Genomic DNA, 18,903 nt, shown 5'->3' on the forward strand with positions numbered 1-18,903 from the left:
TTAGTAATTACCTAATCCACCACACACATTAAGTGCTTGAGCGGTTACAGCCCCGGCAAGAGGAGATGCAAGATAAGCAACCATTTCTGCCACTTCATTAGGTTCAACATATCTTCCAATAGGAACACGCTCTTCTACTCTTCTTTTCGCTTCTGCTATATCAGTGCCCCAAATTTTGGCGTAATGTTCTCTGACACGCTCCGCCATCTCACTCTCAACAAACCCTGGACAAACTGCGTTAACCGTAACACCTGAACCATTACGTGCTAATTCAAGCCCCAAGGATTTAGTCAGGCCAACAACACCATGCTTAGAAGCAGAATAAGGCGTACCATGAATAACACCTTGTTTCCCGCCGGTGGAGGCAATATTGATAATTCTGCCGCCAGATGACATTAATTTTCTTTTCAAAACTTCATATATAACAAAATAAGTGCCATTTAAATTAACGTTTATGACATTTTGCCAAGTTCGTGGGCTTATTTCAGCAGTAATACCGCCACCAGAAATGCCAGCGCAATTCACAAGCACCGCCAGCTTATTATCTTCAAGCTCTAGTTGGTCAAACGCTTTTTTAACATTTTCATGATTAGAAACATCACAAACTATTTTCTTTGCAAATTGACTACCATATTTATTGCGTAACTTGTCAATTGCGCTATCAAGACGCTCAGGAGTACGCGATAATAATATTGGTTCAAAGCCATCATCAGATAATCTTTCTGTAATTGCGAAACCAATATCTCCTGTCGCGCCGGTAATAAAGGCATATTTCATCTGAACTATTCCTATCGTTATTTATACCCGTCATCTTTCAAGTTGCCTCTTTGTTGGCCGCACTCGGTCACATCGTTATCTATGCTACCGGGGATTCACTCCCTTGCCGTCATGATACATCTTGAAATCTATAGGGTATATATTATTGCTATTCACGGAAAAACACGATTACCCCTAACAAGCATTATTCATAAATTAGTGACAGTTTTTGTCAGCATTTACGAAAAATATTAACCTTTTCACGTAAAGAACAATAATATATCGGTGTTACATTTACAATAACTTATAATACCAAAACACTTTATCATGTCACTATACAAATTCATACTTTCTGACTAATCAGAAAATAAAATAAAGGGTCAGCAATAATTTCTGCATTAAAAAATACTAAAAAAAACAATATGTTATGAATTAATCATTGGGTTATTTTTTCATGGAGTAACAATTGATAGATGAGACAAAATACAATATAGGAAAACCTGAAAGCTTCTATTACCTATTTCTTAAACAGGCTGATACGCCCAATTAACCCTATTGTTGGCATAGAGTGATGACGAGACATATTCCAAACACGTACTCTTACCTTCAGTAGGTCAGACCGTTTAAAACCGGCGATCTACCAACATTAATCACCGGCTGGCTTATGTGACAATTTAATGTATGCCTGATTTCCCTACAGAATATAACTTTTGGTTATATTAAATATAACCAAGAAATATATTCCAACAGCGTTATTAAAAGGAATTAAATATAAATATCATAATTTCTCAATATTCTTTATAATAATAGTTTAGATATTAATTTTATAACAAATAATTCGCTTGTTAATACAAGCCTTGCCTATACCCGTCATCTTTCAAGTTGCCTCTTTGTTGGCTGCACTCACTCACCCCGGTCACATCGTTCTCTATGCTCCCGGGGATTCGCTCCTTTGCTGTCGCGATGCATCTTGAAATCCATAAGGTATATAATGTTTACGCGATTTTTATTATTTTATCTACCGCGACGGTCACCATACCTTCCTGATAACTAAATTCGAAATTCCAACCGAGCCGATTTAGCATATTGAATAATTTATCAATCGTGTGGTTTTCCAGCTTCCCATTAATGATCTCGCTAATTCTTGCCTGAGTCGTTCCCAAAAGCTCCGCCGCTTTTACCTGACTTAAACCGCGCTCCTGAATCATCTTGCGGATGATCACCATTAATTGAGCGCGAATATGTTTATCATTTGCTTCGTTAGGATTATTGCTGGATGAAGCATAAGGGTTTTTCGTCACTGTGAATTCCATCATCTCTACCTTAAAATCAGTACCAAAACCGATAAGAAAACGATATCAAACAGGAATAATATATCAAATTTGATATATACGCAAGTTATTCTACGTTTTTTTACGATACTCTTCGAGCTGTTTATAACGTCCAGCAGCCGTTTTGTAATCCTTTCTAGCCACTCCCTCTGTCTTCTTCTTGAATGTATGCAATACATAAATCGCTTCTTCAAACTTAGTGACATAAATCATGCGGTATGAGTCAGTACTTTTAATTGTCAACTGCATAGCATAGCGACCAATCGTTTCTCTCATGGATTTCTTTTGAGCTGGAGGATACTCCATTTTTCGCTCTTTAAGTAAATCGCCATCAGATAAAACCTCATAAAAATCAAAATTATCGAAAGAATGAGGATAGTCACACTGTAAGGCTACGAGTTCAAAGTTAATTCGATCACGTACTGCATCAGGGTAATTATCTATTTCTTCCTGAACTTTAGCATTCCAATAAATTATATCTTTCATAACAACCACTCATTAATTAACATATAGTCATTCACCAAGTTTATTAAAAAACATCGAATCCACTTCTAATGAAAAAAATAATTCCAGATTTAAAAATAAAACAAATCACTACATCTTACTTATAGATCTTAAAAATACATTTCTCTCTATAAATTCATAAAAAACATCTTAATCCATTTATTTAAAACAATAAGTCATTCAATTGAATTAAACGTTCAAATTAATTACCCAATTCAAAAAATCCCCCACCGAACTGAATTGTATTTAATAATAGCATCCAACTTCCATCACGGACAACAACTGATATAAAAACCTATTCACTGGTCAGTAATTATCTGTCAAGTTAGAAAGATTGAAATGATCTCTATGCGTTAAACAAGTAAAAAACTATCATTTGATAAAACTCTTTATTCTAATAAGTTATTTACCAAATATTTATTAATTTATGAGATTTTTATTATTTGATTTACAACAACTACCACCAAGTTTATCCGATTTAAACCGTACTCTTGAATCATTTTATAGGTCACCATCTCTCCTTTGGAATATCCTCCCCCAACATAAAACGGGAAGGATATTTTCGATGACGCAATGAATCCCACGAATGCAGTCAGGCTTATCTGGGTTATACAGCACAATACTCGCATGACAAAACTGATGCATAGTCTGACGGCGAAATGCCTCGCGGGTATTCGGCGCATATTCTTTGTTATAGAACTCTCGCACCCAGTTCATGATGGGTGTGATGCCCAAAAGCGGGTTTTCCGCGGCGGACTCAAAATCAAAACCGCCGGTCACCCATCGATCAAGGAAAGCACACGATAATGTCCCCACCCCTGCGCCCGCATCTAACAGGCGGCAGGTACGCAGAGTACTAGGTGGAAAAAGGGATGTCATAAAACGGGCTACGTTAGCAGGGGTCATGAATTGACCGAACTCAGCCTTGCGTTTCTTAGTAATCCGGGGAGCAATCTTGCGGCGCACACGGTCTGCGGTGTCGAGTTGTTGGAGCATTATCGTATCTGGATAGTGAATTTCGTTCAGTGTAAATGATACGCCACTGAGCAACAACGAAATCTGATTTTACCTCATGTCCTCTGCACTGACTGTTTTAAACCTATAAAAATAGATAAAACACTCCCTCCCCTTCATGATCAGCATGTCAACCCGATTTTGTTAATTTCTTACTTTCCACAAAACTACTCTCCTACTTTCAGCAACAAATAATAGCGATTCAGCAATTGATTAAAACGGGTGTTAATTTGCATCAGTAATGCCAGCGATACGGTACCACTCTTTTTTTGTTCCGCCAGTTGACGCAGCAACTCCTCTAATGGCGGAGTATTCGCCAACGGCTGCCGAATGCCAAACACCATAGACTTCAATTCAGAACCGGTGAGATAACGACCGCGTTTTTCATCCAATGCATCAAGTCGTTCTGTCAGATGTTGCAGGCGTAATTGAGCTAGATGGTAATTTTCCAATGACTGCATCGGCAGTGCCGCCGCCTCACGCTGGTGTAACCATTGATTTTGCATATCCTGTACTGCTTGGCTGGCCGGCCACAATGTACGTAGCTGTTGTAATAACTGAGAACCATAACTCAAAGGCCAAAAGGCTGGCAAAGTGGTTAAATTTGTCAGTTGCGCACGACTCGCATCCAACGTTTTATCCTGTAACTGGCTCAGTAGCGTCGCATTGTCCGATTGGTGTAATTCGGCAAGTTGAGCCGGAAGCAGTGTCTGCGGTAATGGATAGGTCGTTGCCAACAAAGCCTCAGCTAATGGAGACGGTTGTCGCATCTTGTCCACCAGCCAACCGCCTGTCACCACCAACGCACAAAATACAATCCCCGCCACAAAACCTCGCCAAACTTTCCAGCGCGAAGTCGTCAAAACCTGAGCAACTTTGACTTGCGGTTGCACCGACGAGATTGTCTCCTGCACCACATAGATCAGTTGCGGCGGAGGGGGTTCTTCAGGCAGCAAAATAGCATTGCCCCCAACAGACTGCGCCGAAGCGAGAGATACCGGTACCGCGCCCTTTTCCTGCTCCAGACACTCTAATCGCCGGGCGCTGTTGTGAAGCTGTACACGTAGGCTGTCAAGTTTACTCACATGTTTCAGCTCCAGACGTTGAAGCACCTCGCACAGTTGCTCAAGCACCTTTTCCACCCGGTAAATGAGCGGCAAGTCAATATAAGAGAAGACGCAAGTACGCAATACCTGCTGTAAGCGTGCAACCAGCCAAGCGAAAATTTCAATCCGTGCATGCGTCGGCTGAGGCCAGAACTGCGCCCATTGATGGCTCACTAATCCATCAATCAATGCGAATCCTTCATCAATACCGGCTAATCCGGTGCGCTGAGCTCGGGCTAACGTGTACCAAGCGGCACTTTGTAGCTCTACGCCATTTAATCGAAACAACGACAGACAAAGTTGTTCAACTCTGGCCCAATTAACATCAGGTCGAGCCGGATGGTTCAATTTACCGATTTCTTCTTTCAGTGCACTGAATTCCGGCAGTGCACGTGGATCATCCCCGGTATGTATCGTGTTGCCGGATGATATTGTAGTCATAACAGTTATCCTTATCAGGCTATTTCAGAGTTAGCCTGATGAAACAGAGGGTTACTCTATATGGCCTTGTTGACGTAAATGGCGGATTAATACCTTCCCTTCCGGGATAAATTCCGTACTAAACCGCACTAATCCTATGTCTTTTAGCTCAGCGTTAATGTCATACCGCAGATGCCCCGGTTCAATTTGCGGTAGTAGCGTGATATAGACTCGTTTCAAACGCGGTTCATAGGTCAACAACGTGTGTTCGATTGTGGCAATCAGACTCTGTGACGACGCGGGCAGCCCTTGCAAAATGACGTTGAAATCGGGCAGACCATAATCCGGTAAATGAGCCAGCGAACCCGCTCGACTGCTCAGGATACGTTGCATATTATCCATCACGGATAAAATCACTTGATTTCGTTCATCGATCTGATTGAGATCCAGCCCACCGTTAAAGTTAAACATCAACATTTCGTAAAGCGAAGGTCTTAGCTGTTTCATTGATCACTCCTTCACCGCATTCAGTGTCAGTGTGCCACTACCCAACTCGATCGTGCGCGGTTTATCTGCATCCAACTCATCACGTCGGATCACTAACCGCCAACTATTATTGGTGGCATCCGGTGTATGAAACAGCCCCACAACCCCAACAAACCGTGCCGCTTTCTCCATCGGCATATCCAGCGACACACTCCCCTTCGGTGCCACTCTGATATCCCGCTGTGTCAGCCGATCCGCCTTCAGCGCTTCACTATCACCTTTCAACAGGTCCGCATAACTGGCACGCTTAAATGCTTTATTGTCTTTAAGCTGATAAACACGCACTACCGTGCTCAACGGGGTTTGCGCGTCGGTGGTGTTAAGCGCACTGCGGGCACTGAAATCCAAACGCAGCGTTTTCACCTGCTTATGGAAAATGGATTGCGTCACGGCTACCGTGCCGTCAGTTACGGTCTGCGTCAGACCACATCCGACTAATCCCTGCAACATCAGACAAACGATGCCGCCCATCATGACGGATTTAACATTGATAGCTGCCATTCTCGGCCTCCCTATATTGATAACTCGGTAAGAGCCCTTGATAGTGCCCCAGATTAATTTTCACCATGCCTGAAACCGTTTGTGAGCCCGGTTTCAATCCCAATATGCCTGTTCGACCTAACCGAACGCGTTGTTTCCCTAGTTGCGCCGATGGCAATACCCATTTGGGTAAAGTGAGCTGTAATCGCACGCTGCAACGCCAACCCAGATAAACGCGTAGCAACACCAACAGGTCGGTATGCAGTTCCCCCTGTGGTAACCACCCTTGAGCTTCATCAGTATCTTCGGTATAGAGATCCAGCACCATTTGGCTGTTAACATCCGTCCCGACTTTGCCCAGTACTGGACGTTGAGAAAGCTGAACCGGATGGTGACGAGTTAAGCGAGCCGGTTGGGTCAACCGTACTCGTCTGCAATCATGGGGAACCACCTGTACTTGCGTGAGAGGGGCCAATAGCTTAACCAGCGCCATCACCCCTTCGGCTATCCGGGTTGGCAGCCGCATGATACTGAGCAGCGCCAGAAAGCGAGAAGCCGGCGTAGCAATATGTTGCTGGCTACCGGCGATCCCCAAACCAATCAGCCCAAGCAGGCATTGCGAGGTTTGATCTTGACCACTCGGTTCATAAGTCGCGGGATAGGAATATTTACGCCAGATACGGTAATACTGGGTCATCATTCGATGGTTAAAAATATCCAGAAAGTCTGCTACGCCTTCATAGCCTTCACTCAGCTGAACGATATCATTCAGATAAGCCGTCGGCAGCGGTGAATCCACACCATACAAGCCGAGAAACGTCGTGCGTACTGTCGGTGGCTGTTCAGGCTGTTGCTCATCCCACTCCACATTTTTCAGTTCACCGGCAGGAAAACCCATACCGGGATCAGGCCGGAAACGGATCGGATCATCACCGGGCGACATCGTACTGCCCAACGGCGGGCACCCATCCCGCATACTCTCCAGCAACTGACAGAAGCGATAAAAGTTAAAATCGTAAATATTCGGTGCCAGTTGCTGCATTAACCGGGAATACGCTGATTGTGATTTTCTTGCCATCGCAAACATCTCCCAGAAGGTTGAAGGATCAGTGTCAATTGGTTAAACAGATGAATATCGGTATACAGCGAGAAGAAGCGGTTAAGCAGCTCACCGAACAGGAAAATATCGCCTTCGCCGGCAAAGCCATTGCTGTTCAGCGTAATCTCAATATCAACGCCCCGGAGTAGGAAGCCCTTTTCAAAACGTTCGATCAAAGCGTGTTTCACCCCAACAATGGCATCCAGACAGCGGCAGTTCATCTCATCATTTGTCCAGTTATAAAGCCCTAACGTGCCGCGCAGCACCTCCGGGTTATCCATCATGCTAAGAAAATTAGAACCGAGATGGCTTAATATCCGCCAGTGGAAACGGTCGTTCGCTGGGGGATAACAGGGCAACGTCGGCGAACAGAGATTGCTTACGCGCAGCGTGCCCGCGGCGGAGTGTAGTGTCTGTTCAAGTTGGGTATTACGTAATGCCTGACGAGGTAACTGGCCGTTGGTTCCGGTGATACGCAGTGAAAGGGTTTCATCATCAAGCTCTGGGTCAGTTTCAAACGATTCTCCACCGAGGATCAGCCAGGTATCGTGCAAACCCGAAGGACCTCGACAGACGCGCGTATGAAAATAACGCTCCGGTGCGGAACTACGCATGATGCCGCCCCGATGACGAAAGCTGCTAAACGGTACAAAACGCTGAGCATCACCTCGGCGGGAAGAGGAGACTTCATCCACCGAATAGATTTCGGTATGACCATCCTGAATGCGCATCGGGCGCAGTAGATACTCATTTTGCAGCCGCGAAATGTGCATCGGATCAGCTTCAACACGGAATAAATTGATTACCGGCACGCAATGCAATCGGATATTTTCCGCTGAAAACTTCAATTCATAGGGCCACAATTCACTGAGTACGATATCCAACTCAAACCAAGGCGTACCGGTAGGAATCTCTAACGAATCCAAGCCATTGAGCGCCACAAACATAAATTTTTCACGGAAAGTAAAATATTCCAGTAACAACTGATAACCACTGAACGCGCTCTCCTGTTTCGGCCACAGAACATCATCATTGTCGAACCCCATCGGGGAAAAACAGCCATTCTTAAGGCGAGAGCGCTCTTCCTGACTGGATAAGCGCGCGTAAATCTGTTGAGTCTGTCGGGTCAACGCCAGATGTAAGGCAGAACTCACCGGACGGCCCGCTTTGAGATACAGAGGCAGACGTGCCAAATCCACTTTATCCCACTCGGTCAACTGACCGCAGTCAAAACGCAAACGGATCACTGAACGGCCGTCGGCTTCATTTTGCAACGTCGCAGAGGTGATATGCAGCGGTGTAATCTGTATATCACGGGTAGTCCGGTAATAGCAGCGGGTCTGGCTTGGTCCTACGGGCTGAGATATCACTTCAAACCCTTTGGCGATCACTTCACTTTTTGGCAAGGTCTGATAATCAGGTGCCAATTCAACAATGGAGAGTGAAGGAATAGTGCGTAGATAATGCGGCCACAGCAAACTCACCAACCCTTCCGTCAGTTCCGGCAAATCATCATCAAGTTTCTGACGCATCCGCCCTATCAGGAAAGCGAAGCCTTCAAGCAATCGCTCCACATAAGGATCAAGATCCCGATCGTCACTCAGATTCAGCATAGCTGCCCGGTCCGGGTGCGCCTGCGCAAACTCTTTGCCAGCTTCACGCAGATATTGCATTTCCGCTTCGTAATAGCGGAGAATTAAATCATCCATAGCATCACTCTTAATGGTTAAAATAAAACAAGTTGAGAAGGCATACAGTTGCGCCTCCACCTGATTAAGCAGAGTCAATTAACCGCAAAGCACCGAAGCTCTGACCGGATCAATCGCCACCAATCCAGCCAGCAGCGTCTCCATCCGTTGCGCCATCCTCGCTTTATCATGTTCACTGCGTTGAGCTTTCATGCGCAGTAACTTAAGCAGACATGCTTTCACCTCAAACATCAGTTCCGGCTCCCATTCGCCAAGATTGAATTGCTCATCGGCATCAAGCTCAGTCAACAAATGCAACGCCATTTCATTTTTGCCGTATTGCTCAGCGACCCGCGCCATCAGCAAGCGCTGTAACCAGCGGTGACGGGCTCCATTAATACCGGGCAATTGCCCCAACCAACGCAACGCCGCATCAATGCCTTCGCTGTCCGCCAGTTGCAGCGCCTCCGCTTCCAGCGCCAAAACGTCATCATCATGTCGAGGTTGCGCCGGCAAATGCTCAAACTGCCAATCTGACTGATTGTCATGCACCTGTTGGGCTATCCAACTGGTTGTCACCTCATCAGCAAAGGGCGTCCCATCGTTATAGGCCATACTCTCCAGCCCCGGCAGCCGCTCAAGCAGTATTCTCAGATCGTGTTTCATGATGTCCGCCCAACCTTCGTAAGGGCAGCCCAATCGGCTTAATGCCTGACAGAGGTACCATTGCAAATCCAGCCAAAAATGATTCACCCCTTCGGCAAACATGCGCTCGGCCTGTTCCAATAACTCATGCCAGTTCTGTTGCCGGTAGAGCCGCTTTAACTGAGCGCGAGATTCAGTGCGGGGAGGCACCAGACGGGTACGCTCATCAGCATCCTGTGGTGGTAGTTGATGGACGGTATCCCAACGGATACTACGTATCAGCCGGGCGGAAGAGAGCCAGCCCTGAGGTTGATCACGCAGATAACGCACCAGTTCACGCGCCTGATCCAGCAGATCACGCCCAGATTGCACCTGACGCCATACCGGTGACTTACCCGATGCTGATGCCTTGCTCTGTCCCGCCGATGGCAGTACCGGAGCGGCAGTTTGTGGCACTACCGCACTCACGCCACCGGACTGAGCTAATCGGTTCTCCAGTGTTCTTGCCAGCCCGACCAAGCTTGGACGAGATTCTTCATCCCAAGAGGAAAATGACTGTTCCAGTAACACCAACGCGGCCAGAATGTGGTCAAAATCGGTCCGATTTACCTCTGGATAGCGTGATAAACTGTCCCGCATTTTTGCACCTGTCAGCCACTCCAGCGCCGCTTTCCGGCTGCTAGCCCGACTGGGTAACAGGGCTTCACCAAACCGATCCGCCAATCCGGCTAATAGCGCCAACCCTTCTGCCAGACCATGTTCCCCCTCACAATGCAGACGGGCCCACACATAGTAGGTCGCCACGCGGACATCTTTGCATTTGGTGGTCAACAACTTCTCCGCCAGTTGACAAATCAGGGAAGTATCAACACCACTGATTTTATTAACCTCCTCCCGCATACACTGAAAATCGTCTTCATAGACCGGATCATTACCTGTAGGCGCATCGGTACTAATGGGTAACAACCAGTTTTCCCACCGCGCCGCGTTCTGCCGTGCTTCCGCAAGGACATCACGTTCAACAAAACAACTCTCAATTAGCTGTTGCAGCATCTTTATATTCTCCTTTGACGCTGAATATCTCTGTCAGCCACTGGAATTCTGCTCATTAATAAAGAGACAGAAATAGCTTCACCATCGCTATTGAGCTGATTGCTCAAGCGAATGACACCTTGAAACATTATGATCCCTATATTATTAAGAATAAATTTTTCACATTTAGAACGTGATAATATTATGCTTCGGATTATTCAATGCTGCCTGTGAAAGCCGCTTGATGACTTGTATCAGATCGCCTCTTTCAACAAATTTCTTTGAAAATACAATGTTGATTTTTTTATTTAAATTAACAGCAAGCAGCACACTCTCTTCACGCTCCTCCACTCTATTAATACAGCAATAAGGCAAGAAAATAGTTTTACTCAACGCGGTTGGCGTTAATAAAAAGCCTCCTTCTGTCTCGGCAAAGAAATAACGACCTTCTGTTTTCCGATATGAGAGACAATGCATAGCCGTCATCATCATACAAATATTACTCGTACCCTTAAATGACATAACCAGCGTTATGCAACCAAAAATACACATCCTTTTCCAATACCTATCCCGGACAAAATAAACCGCGGAATTTGGAACCGTATCATCATCCTGATATTCAGCGAAGGGAGATAATGCAACTCGTTGAATTGACAATAAACACCCGATGAAATAAACCGCGCCAAATGGAAAAAGACAAGATGCAATAAACGAACTGATTTTCGCATACTTTGGCGCGTTGAGAATAACAAACAGATTAACCACCTCCAGCAAAATAAAAATCAACATCAAAGCATTGAATATTGGTAATTTAGCAACAAAATATTGCTCTTGATAAGAAAGAGCAAAATAACCAGCACTAGCTACCTTTATAGCAGCCAGTGAGACAAAGTAGGTTAATACATTAATAGCCAAACCTACCCAAACCATTTTATAGATCTTATTCACAAAAAAACCTTAATTTACACAAAATTACATATCAATCGCATAAAAATAGATAAAACTTTACATTGGATAATTCGTTACTGAATTTTCCGAAGACAAGCAATCTCTTAATATCTCGATAACTCTTTATAGATAATCTTAAGAACTCCCCATATACGCTCTCTTTAATTTCCCTCTTCTGCTTTGTTACTTGAATTAGTAATAGTAGTAATAACTTATAAAACAATCTTTATCGGGTAAAACTCTTTCACTCTCTTTACCTGATTGCCCGTCAGGGGAATTAACCTTGATCTCCTTCAACCTCTTTTTTGTGAATTTCTCAAGATTAATTTCCGTAGGATTAGGGAAACCCAATACCGTGAAAATCTCCTCAGCCAACCTAAATGTCGGTTTAGGTTTTCTCATACAGGAAAAATAGATTAACGGTGAAAGGACAATTGCCATCAAACCCAAAAATGAAGAGATACATTTCATATAATCAATAATATCTTCTCTAACTTTCCCATCAAAAATTCCCCCTATCATGAAAACAAAGAAAAGCACTAAAGAACCATACCAAGTGCCACGTATCTGATATTTGGCATTTGAATGAATACCCTGCTTACAACGCGGCGTCATAGAAACAATCCTTAATCCGGGATGGGCAATGGCATAAACCACATAATGCCCTTCTTTTTCTGTTACCGCTAATTCAACATAATCACCCGCTTTGGCTACAGTAAACCCTAACCAGCCGTAGAATGGGATACCATTGATTTTCCCCCGCACAAAATCACAGACATCACGCTTCCGAACGTTAGTTGACGCATTAGACCCCGAAGTATTTCCCGCCAACGACATTAATAGCCTGCCATACAACTCCAGTTCTTCCTGACGAGCAAAGGCAACCGGATCATATTCACGATCAGTAAAATAACCAATCACACACAGGGTTTCGAACTCTTCCAATACGCCGCTCACTTTGATTAATGGCTTACCCGGCGGTAATTCCGGTGGCGGCGGCTTTTTTGCTAATATCGCATCCAGTTCGGAGATTTTGGCTTGAAGCTCCTCTATCGCTTTTTCTACCTCCTCTCTATCTTCAGGACGACGTTGAATTCTTTCTTGCTTCACCTCGATCCATGTATCAAGACTACTTCTCTGGCTTTTTATTTCATCAAAATCAATAGCCTCTTTATAAGAGCGATAAGTACTCATATGCCGTCCTTAATTGCTTCAACAAAACTTTTACTTTGTTTTTCATACAGTTGATTCCTATTTTTAATTACTTGAATCAGTAATAGTAATAATGGCTTGCGAAACATCCACTATCTGGCAAAACTCTTTCACTCTCTTTACCGACTTCCTCATCTAATGAATTGGCCTTTATTTCTTTCAGTCTCTTTCTTGTGAATTGGCGAATATTGAGATTCGTAGGATCAGGGAAACCTAATACCGTAAAAATCTCCTCGGCCAATTTAACTGTAGGTCTGGGCTTTTTTAGGCGGCGATAATATGTGCTGGGGGCAAATATCGCTATCAGCAAAGCAAAAAATGGCAGCATATCTTCCAGAAACGCCAAAGCATCTGTCCAAACAGAAACAGTAAAAATAAGCAGGAATCCCCCAAAAATACAGAAAGTACCGAATATCTGCTCTTTGGCATCTGCATGAATGCCCTGATCACAACCTGTCTTTCCTACACAAATATTTTAACCCGCCCCCGCGTTATTGAACTTTTCCCTCATAGATTGATCTCAATAAAAAACACGACTTGAGGTAATCTTTATGTTTTCAACCAGCGCCGAACAATGGGCAAATGACACGTTTCAACATGCGGAATTAGGTGATAAACGCCGTACCAACCGCCTGGTGAAAGTGGCCTGTTCGTTGGCTAACCATATAGGACAATCGCTCGTGCAATCTCTTGACTCTCCTGCCGATGTTGAAGCGGCCTACCGACTGACCCGAAATTCCGCCATTGCGCCTCAGGCCATCGCCGAAGCCGGATTTACCGCCACCGTCGCTCACGCTCAACGTTATCATTGCCTGTTAGCGCTGGAAGACACGACAACCCTGTCATTTTCCCATGCGTCGGTCGCCGATGAACTCGGCTATACCACCTCAAAGGAAAAATCCCGGGGCATGCAGGCACACTCGGTGTTGTTATTTGCGCCTGAAGAACAACAGGTCGTGGGGTTGATAGAGCAACAGCGCTGGTGTCGAGATGTCAGTGATTATGGCAAAAGCCGACAACGCGATACACGCCCTTATGAAGGGAAAGAGAGTTATAAGTGGGAACGGGCCTCACAAGCCGTCGACAGCCGGTTAGGGGAGCAGATGGCCAACGTGATTTCTGTCTGTGACCGTGAAGCCGATATCATCGAATATCTGCGTTATAAAACGAGCCAAAAACAACGTTTCGTCATCCGTTCGATGCAAAACCGGCGTATAGAGGAAAGTCAGGATAAACTTTATGACTTTATTAGCCGGTTACAGAGTGCTGGAGAACGATTAGTTCAGGTCAGACAGAAAGGCGGGCGTCAGGCGCGTGTCGCGCATTGTGATATCAGTTATGCCGAAGTGACGTTGAAAATCCCCGAAGGAAAAAGCGGTGAGGCGGTGCGGATATTTTATGTCGGTTGCTACGAAAAAGGTCCGGAGGATGGGCTTTGCTGGCATCTTCTGACCTCCGAACCCGTCAACAGTCAGGAAGACGCCCATAAAATATTCAGTTATTACGAGCGCCGCTGGCTGATAGAAGAATTTCACAAAGCGTGGAAAACGGGCGGCACGCAGGTAGAAGCGCTGCGTATGCAAAGCAAAGATAATCTGGAGCGCATGATAGTGCTGCTGGCCTTTATTGCGGTACGAATACACCAGCTGCGTTTTATGGGTCTGAACAAAGAAGAGGCAGAGAAAGAGAGCTGTGAGACAGTATTAAGCCCCCTGGCGTGGAAATTACTGTGGTCAAAACAAGAAAAACGCCGTGTGCCGAAAAAAGCCCCGAGTTTGCATTGGGCCTTCATCAATCTGGGAAAACTGGCCGGCTGGTACGATTCCAAACGCACGGGTCGAGTCGGATGGGAACGACTTTGGGAAGGCTGGTTTCGGCTGCAAACCCTGATAGACGGCTATTTGCTGGCTAAATCAGTTGATTTGGAGATCTGATCAAGAGACAGGATCACAACGCGGCGTCATAGAAACCACCCTTAATTCAGGATGCGCAATCGCATAAACCACATAATTCCCTTCCTGCTCAATTGCCGCTAATTCAACATAATCACCTACCTTTGCGGAAGTAAACCCAAACCAACCGTGGAAGGGAACGCCATTGATTTTCCCCCGCACAAAATCACAAACATCACCCCACCGAACATTGGTTTGCGAATTAGATCCAGACGTATTTCCTGCTAACGACATTAACAACCCGCCATACAATTCCCGTTCTTCCTGACGGGCAAAGGCAACCGGATCATATTCACGCTCGGTAAAATAACCTTTAACACACAGAGTTTCGAACTCCTCCAATACACCGCTCACTTTGATTAATGGTTTACCCGGCGGTAATTCTGGCGGTGGTGGTTCTTTTGCTAATATGGCATCCAGTTCGGGGATTTTTTCTTTTGTTTTCTCAATCTCTTTTTCTGACTCTTCTTTACTTTCTGGGTGGCTTATTATCCAATCAAGATTAACCTCAATCCATGTATCAAGGCTGCTCCTCTGCCTTTTGATTTCATCAAAATCAATAGCCTCTTTAAAAGAACGACAGGTACTCATATGCCGCCCTTAATTGCATTAGCAAAACTGTTACGTTGTTCTTCGCACAGCTTATTTCGTTGCGATTCGGGGTCAATCCATTGCGTGGATTGCAAATTTTTCACTGGCTCCAAACCAAAAACACAACCCCGGCACCATTTTTGTAAATCATTATCAGAAAAATAGGTTACTAACGCTTCAACCACAAAAATTAACAGCATCGCCTCCCAAGTGCACAACCAAGCAAGAGTTTCCCACGCTAAAAGCTTTGCTACCCCCTCAACGAATAAATTTTTAGAATAAAGTAATGCTCTATCAATTAAAACTTCTAATAAACCATTTAATGCTTTTACTACTTGCATAAAATCATAAGCACTTTTAAGACCGTAAAGGCCAATAAACTGCCAGCGCCCTCTGCCACGCCATTCAGAAGAAAGGTCACCGATATCTACTCCCAGATTTAATGCAGAAGAAGCCACACCAGCATTCGTCCCAATAAACTTAATGGTGTTGGCAGCAATCACATTTTCCATTCCGTGTTTAACTATTGGCTCCACAATCTCCATCGCTGTACTCAGCGTACTTAAAAACGCTGAGGTCACCTGCGCTTGACTCTTAGCATCCCCTTTACTCTCTTGTAGCTGATTGGAAAATTCCAAAACATTGGAAGCCAAAACTAACCATTTAATCCGGGATTTCTTTAATACCGGCTCTCCTTCAGCACTGTCAGCAAATTTTTTAAAATCAGACTGATATTTATTACTTTTTTTCAACCGCGCCTCAGAACCCGGCTTCTTAAGCTGCTCCAACACCTGCTGTCGAAACGCATTACCGTCCTTAAGTTGTGATACCGACAGTTCAACCATCTGATCAAGCGGCACACCTGAAATCACCGATAACAGCGTTTTACTCAGCATTTCATTCATGCTATTCAGCACTTTCCCTAAGCGAGTAAAATTCAAGAACCGATCCCCTAGCGTGACCAGTCGCCGGTCGCAATGCAGCATGGCACGAGCAAAAGTACTGTTGGATTTTGGCGGCTTTTCCAGCGCTTCATTCGCTTTATCGTAGGCTTCAATCAGTTTCCCACTCAGATCTGACACCGCTTTCATAAAATCCGAGGGAGCCGCCGGTTGATGGTTATCCTTATTCAGCTTCATCTTCTGTAAAAACCCGTCCATCTCTTTCATCACTTCCGGGTTATTCAGCAATAACGAGCGCCAGACAATATTTTCCGGCGACAACGCGGAATATTCGTCAATTAAAGCATCTAAATAGGCACAACCGGTTTCGGTCACATTAAGCGAAGCGATGGCATAATCCACTGCCTCACGATAATTGAGATTGTCCTCCAGTCGGGTGGAATGAAAATCCTGACAACAGGTGATAAACCCACTCTGTTTCAGCCAACTCACCCTCAACTGAGCCAGTTGTTCCAGCGCTTTCGCCACGTCGGTGCAAAGATCGGCATAACATTGGTTAAATGCCTGTCGTTTAGCCAGATTCAGCTCCGCAGTATATTTCTTCCAATCACGGGCAACAGCTTTCTTACCCGCTGCCGCCATGTCACGAGTAACATACTCTTTGAGCTTAGCCTTATCCTGATCGGAAAAAACCCCATACTCCTTCTGCTTAGTGACTTCGAGCGCTTTATCAACCTGCCCTTGCACATCCGCGGCTTTCAATTTATGCAGTTGATTTTCCACCCCATTCAATGAACTGTCGGTCATAAATTCGATCGACAACTCATCCAAAAAGGTTTTATGCACCCCGGCAATATCATCACCCCAGCCCGCTAATTCATGCGCTATCCCTATCGGATCATGCAACGCGATTAACACCGGCGATACCGGCGTGCCATCTGCGGCCAAGCCCCGCTTTTGCATCGCCCTGACCGTAATGTCCGCACATCCCGCTCGCTTGCTACTCCACGGATACAAGGTGCTCTTCGGTCTCAACGCACCGTGATAAACTTCGTAGTAGGGTGCCTCTTCTAATGTCCGGCTGATACGCGACACTTTCCGGTTGCAAGGCAGAACATATTTGCCGGAATCATTGTCACCCAGACCGTAATCGATGACGATATTCAGGTTCTCTATCGTCGCCTGAGCAATCCCCACCCCTTCCGGCACCCCGCGCCACTGCCACGGTTTCACGCACTGCATCCGCCTTTCCCGTGCTTCGCGGTTGTTGTGATAATACTCGATGGTCTCCTGGCTCCACATTGAGGGAGAGAAAGCCAGCCAGGTCTCCTGACGCAAGGCAATATCCCTTAGCGTAATAAATTCCATATTAGCGCTCTGATGGGTCGGCGCATGACAATCTGCGGTTTTCTTGGGGAAGATACCAAAAGGGGCATTCAGATTTCTCCACAGTGCGCCATCCTCGCTGACGCTCCAGGTATCCCAGCTCTCCCGTTCACCTAATCCGGCATTAACGTAATAGACATATAAAAATCCCTGCCGTAAGGCACGCAGCGCATAATGATAGCCCGGCGCAGAAGGTTCTGGCGTTTCCACCCACGCCGGCAAGGTTTCCGAAACATTATCCGGCACCACGGTATAACGCACCGGCAGCAACGCCGGTCCAGTGGACTCACACATCCAACATAATGATCGATTCATCACAACATCTCCTGTTCTTCCGAGGGAAGACAGGCACCGCAATCATACCGATGCCTGTTAGATTCAAAGTGGCTGGTATAACCGCCAGCCCGTCAACCCATTACGCCTGACTGCGCTCATTCCACGCATCAGAGTGAATGATGTTGCCGTCTTTGTACGTCCAAGTGATTTTTTCGTAACGAAGTTCGACACGTTCCAGATGGTTGTGCTTCTCTTTAGTCGGATCTTTGATGTCATGCATCAACGGTGCCACTTTCACCACCTTCACGTTGTTCAGATGAGTGATGAAATAGACCTTCTCCTGACCAGCATCATCAATTTGGTACCATTTGAATTCCGCCGATTTCAGGGTCTGACCCGTTGTCACCGCTTTATACAGATACGGGCTAGACGCATCGACCTCTTTAGTAAACACCAGCGGCGCATGCACACGGGTGCCGGTCAGCTTGCCGGTATTGTTATCCGTCGGGATATGTAGCGCATGTTCCAGCGCCACCACCTCAATACTGCCTTCCCGGTTGTGTACATCCACCGAACCTTTAATGTCGGCACCGCCGTCATCTTTCAACCATAAATACGCAGGGATTGCCATACCCATGACTCCTCTATTATTGAATGGGTAATATCACCAATATCGGTGACGTGATTAAAACCCCAACCGAATACATTCTCGGTTTTCATCCCTGGTAAATCCGGGGAACAGTCAATCGATGCCGGTATTTCCTGACTCAGCAGTTAACCGGGAGAAGAATAATCATATAGCCTGACACATGCGTTCGAATTAATCGATTCATTAACTGCATACACGGTTACTGAATAATTCAATCCTCCCTGCGGGTGCATATTAAAATCAAGTATTTTTTTGTCAAACAGCACAAAATGTTTAATGTCAACGGCAAAGTTCATCATATTTAAACCAAACATAAACAGAATACCATTTGTTTATATAAAAAGATCGCATTGATTTAAATAATAT

Annotated in this window: 18 protein-coding genes; 1 reads left to right on the forward strand and 17 read right to left on the reverse strand. The window is 45.3% G+C overall.

Translation table 11 applies throughout. The annotated features are described in order from the left end of the window. From PluTT01m_RS21515 to PluTT01m_RS21575, 14 genes are all read right to left on the reverse strand, one after another. Positions 1 to 777, reverse strand: a complete 777-nt coding sequence (locus PluTT01m_RS21515) for an SDR family oxidoreductase (RefSeq protein ID WP_011148298.1) — start codon at positions 775 to 777, stop codon at positions 1 to 3. A 974-nt stretch (positions 778 to 1,751) separates the two neighbouring features. Then, positions 1,752 to 2,069, reverse strand: coding sequence for a helix-turn-helix domain-containing protein (locus PluTT01m_RS21520; protein WP_011148299.1), 318 nt, complete (start codon positions 2,067 to 2,069; stop codon positions 1,752 to 1,754). A gap of 90 nt (positions 2,070 to 2,159) precedes the next feature. Continuing rightward, positions 2,160 to 2,573, reverse strand: a complete 414-nt coding sequence (locus PluTT01m_RS21525; RefSeq protein WP_011148300.1) for a type II toxin-antitoxin system RelE/ParE family toxin — start codon at positions 2,571 to 2,573, stop codon at positions 2,160 to 2,162. A 519-nt stretch (positions 2,574 to 3,092) separates the two neighbouring features. After that, on the reverse strand, positions 3,093 to 3,587 hold the full coding sequence (locus PluTT01m_RS21530) for a hypothetical protein (RefSeq protein ID WP_011148301.1): 495 nt from the start codon (positions 3,585 to 3,587) through the stop codon (positions 3,093 to 3,095). 185 nt (positions 3,588 to 3,772) lie between these two features. Beyond that, positions 3,773 to 5,152, reverse strand: a complete 1,380-nt coding sequence (locus tag PluTT01m_RS21535) for a VasL domain-containing protein (protein WP_011148302.1) — start codon at positions 5,150 to 5,152, stop codon at positions 3,773 to 3,775. 51 nt (positions 5,153 to 5,203) lie between these two features. After that, the gene (gene tssE, locus PluTT01m_RS21540) at positions 5,204 to 5,638 is read right to left on the reverse strand and encodes a type VI secretion system baseplate subunit TssE (RefSeq protein WP_011148303.1); all 435 of its coding nucleotides are present in this window, start codon (positions 5,636 to 5,638) and stop codon (positions 5,204 to 5,206) included. A 3-nt stretch (positions 5,639 to 5,641) separates the two neighbouring features. Further along, on the reverse strand, positions 5,642 to 6,151 hold the full coding sequence (gene tssJ / locus PluTT01m_RS21545) for a type VI secretion system lipoprotein TssJ (protein WP_228956842.1): 510 nt from the start codon (positions 6,149 to 6,151) through the stop codon (positions 5,642 to 5,644). Between the two features lie 7 nt (positions 6,152 to 6,158). Next, a complete protein-coding gene (gene tssG / locus PluTT01m_RS21550; RefSeq protein ID WP_041380379.1) occupies positions 6,159 to 7,235 on the reverse strand; it encodes a type VI secretion system baseplate subunit TssG in 1,077 nt (358 codons plus the stop codon). After that, entirely contained in the window at positions 7,199 to 8,965 is a 1,767-nt protein-coding gene (gene tssF, locus PluTT01m_RS21555; RefSeq protein ID WP_011148306.1) for a type VI secretion system baseplate subunit TssF, read from the reverse strand. Before tssF ends, tssG begins: the two co-directional genes overlap by 37 nt. Before the next feature lie 78 nt (positions 8,966 to 9,043). After that, positions 9,044 to 10,642, reverse strand: a complete 1,599-nt coding sequence (tssA, locus tag PluTT01m_RS21560) for a type VI secretion system protein TssA (RefSeq protein ID WP_011148307.1) — start codon at positions 10,640 to 10,642, stop codon at positions 9,044 to 9,046. 2 nt (positions 10,643 to 10,644) lie between these two features. Then, a complete protein-coding gene (locus PluTT01m_RS27980) occupies positions 10,645 to 10,770 on the reverse strand; it encodes a hypothetical protein (protein WP_011148308.1) in 126 nt (41 codons plus the stop codon). A 37-nt stretch (positions 10,771 to 10,807) separates the two neighbouring features. After that, on the reverse strand, positions 10,808 to 11,569 hold the full coding sequence (locus tag PluTT01m_RS21565) for a hypothetical protein (RefSeq protein WP_041380381.1): 762 nt from the start codon (positions 11,567 to 11,569) through the stop codon (positions 10,808 to 10,810). Positions 11,570 to 11,761: 192 nt separating this feature from the next. After that, the gene (locus tag PluTT01m_RS21570; RefSeq protein WP_011148310.1) at positions 11,762 to 12,763 is read right to left on the reverse strand and encodes a putative type VI secretion system effector; all 1,002 of its coding nucleotides are present in this window, start codon (positions 12,761 to 12,763) and stop codon (positions 11,762 to 11,764) included. 76 nt (positions 12,764 to 12,839) lie between these two features. Next, on the reverse strand, positions 12,840 to 13,127 hold the full coding sequence (locus PluTT01m_RS21575) for a hypothetical protein (protein ID WP_125043791.1): 288 nt from the start codon (positions 13,125 to 13,127) through the stop codon (positions 12,840 to 12,842). Between the two features lie 205 nt (positions 13,128 to 13,332). Between PluTT01m_RS21575 and PluTT01m_RS21580 the strand changes: the two genes are divergently transcribed. Further along, positions 13,333 to 14,715, forward strand: a complete 1,383-nt coding sequence (locus PluTT01m_RS21580) for an IS4-like element ISPlu9 family transposase (RefSeq protein WP_011144727.1) — start codon at positions 13,333 to 13,335, stop codon at positions 14,713 to 14,715. Here the strand turns inward: PluTT01m_RS21580 and PluTT01m_RS21585 are convergent, their stop codons facing one another. The 3 genes from PluTT01m_RS21585 to PluTT01m_RS21595 form a co-directional block, all read right to left on the reverse strand. Further along, the gene (locus PluTT01m_RS21585; protein WP_232507883.1) at positions 14,716 to 15,324 is read right to left on the reverse strand and encodes a putative type VI secretion system effector; all 609 of its coding nucleotides are present in this window, start codon (positions 15,322 to 15,324) and stop codon (positions 14,716 to 14,718) included. It lies immediately after the preceding gene. Then, the gene (locus tag PluTT01m_RS21590; RefSeq protein ID WP_011148311.1) at positions 15,321 to 17,927 is read right to left on the reverse strand and encodes a T6SS effector BTH_I2691 family protein; all 2,607 of its coding nucleotides are present in this window, start codon (positions 17,925 to 17,927) and stop codon (positions 15,321 to 15,323) included. The genes PluTT01m_RS21585 and PluTT01m_RS21590 overlap by 4 nt, the downstream gene beginning before the upstream one ends. A gap of 100 nt (positions 17,928 to 18,027) precedes the next feature. Next, positions 18,028 to 18,519 (reverse strand): Hcp family type VI secretion system effector, encoded by a 492-nt coding sequence (locus tag PluTT01m_RS21595; RefSeq protein WP_011148312.1) that lies wholly within the window; start codon positions 18,517 to 18,519, stop codon positions 18,028 to 18,030. Positions 18,520 to 18,903 lie beyond the last annotated feature (384 nt).

The sequence above is a fragment of the Photorhabdus laumondii subsp. laumondii genome, from assembly GCF_003343245.1.
Taxonomy (GTDB): domain Bacteria; phylum Pseudomonadota; class Gammaproteobacteria; order Enterobacterales; family Enterobacteriaceae; genus Photorhabdus; species Photorhabdus laumondii.

Coding starts and splice junctions, on each gene's coding strand:
- tssG (WP_041380379.1), bottom strand. CDS start 7,235: ATGGCAAGAAAATCACAATCAGCGTATTCCCGGTTAATGCAGCAACTG.
- PluTT01m_RS21525 (WP_011148300.1), bottom strand. CDS start 2,573: ATGAAAGATATAATTTATTGGAATGCTAAAGTTCAGGAAGAAATAGAT.
- PluTT01m_RS21535 (WP_011148302.1), bottom strand. CDS start 5,152: ATGACTACAATATCATCCGGCAACACGATACATACCGGGGATGATCCA.
- PluTT01m_RS21530 (WP_011148301.1), bottom strand. CDS start 3,587: ATGCTCCAACAACTCGACACCGCAGACCGTGTGCGCCGCAAGATTGCT.
- tssJ (WP_228956842.1), bottom strand. CDS start 6,151: ATGATGGGCGGCATCGTTTGTCTGATGTTGCAGGGATTAGTCGGATGT.
- PluTT01m_RS21580 (WP_011144727.1), top strand. CDS start 13,333: ATGTTTTCAACCAGCGCCGAACAATGGGCAAATGACACGTTTCAACAT.
- tssE (WP_011148303.1), bottom strand. CDS start 5,638: ATGAAACAGCTAAGACCTTCGCTTTACGAAATGTTGATGTTTAACTTT.
- PluTT01m_RS21520 (WP_011148299.1), bottom strand. CDS start 2,069: ATGGAATTCACAGTGACGAAAAACCCTTATGCTTCATCCAGCAATAAT.
- PluTT01m_RS27980 (WP_011148308.1), bottom strand. CDS start 10,770: ATGTTTCAAGGTGTCATTCGCTTGAGCAATCAGCTCAATAGCGATGGT.
- tssF (WP_011148306.1), bottom strand. CDS start 8,965: ATGGATGATTTAATTCTCCGCTATTACGAAGCGGAAATGCAATATCTG.
- PluTT01m_RS21570 (WP_011148310.1), bottom strand. CDS start 12,763: ATGAGTACTTATCGCTCTTATAAAGAGGCTATTGATTTTGATGAAATA.
- PluTT01m_RS21515 (WP_011148298.1), bottom strand. CDS start 777: ATGAAATATGCCTTTATTACCGGCGCGACAGGAGATATTGGTTTCGCA.
- PluTT01m_RS21590 (WP_011148311.1), bottom strand. CDS start 17,927: ATGAATCGATCATTATGTTGGATGTGTGAGTCCACTGGACCGGCGTTG.
- PluTT01m_RS21595 (WP_011148312.1), bottom strand. CDS start 18,519: ATGGCAATCCCTGCGTATTTATGGTTGAAAGATGACGGCGGTGCCGAC.
- tssA (WP_011148307.1), bottom strand. CDS start 10,642: ATGCTGCAACAGCTAATTGAGAGTTGTTTTGTTGAACGTGATGTCCTT.
- PluTT01m_RS21585 (WP_232507883.1), bottom strand. CDS start 15,324: ATGAGTACCTGTCGTTCTTTTAAAGAGGCTATTGATTTTGATGAAATC.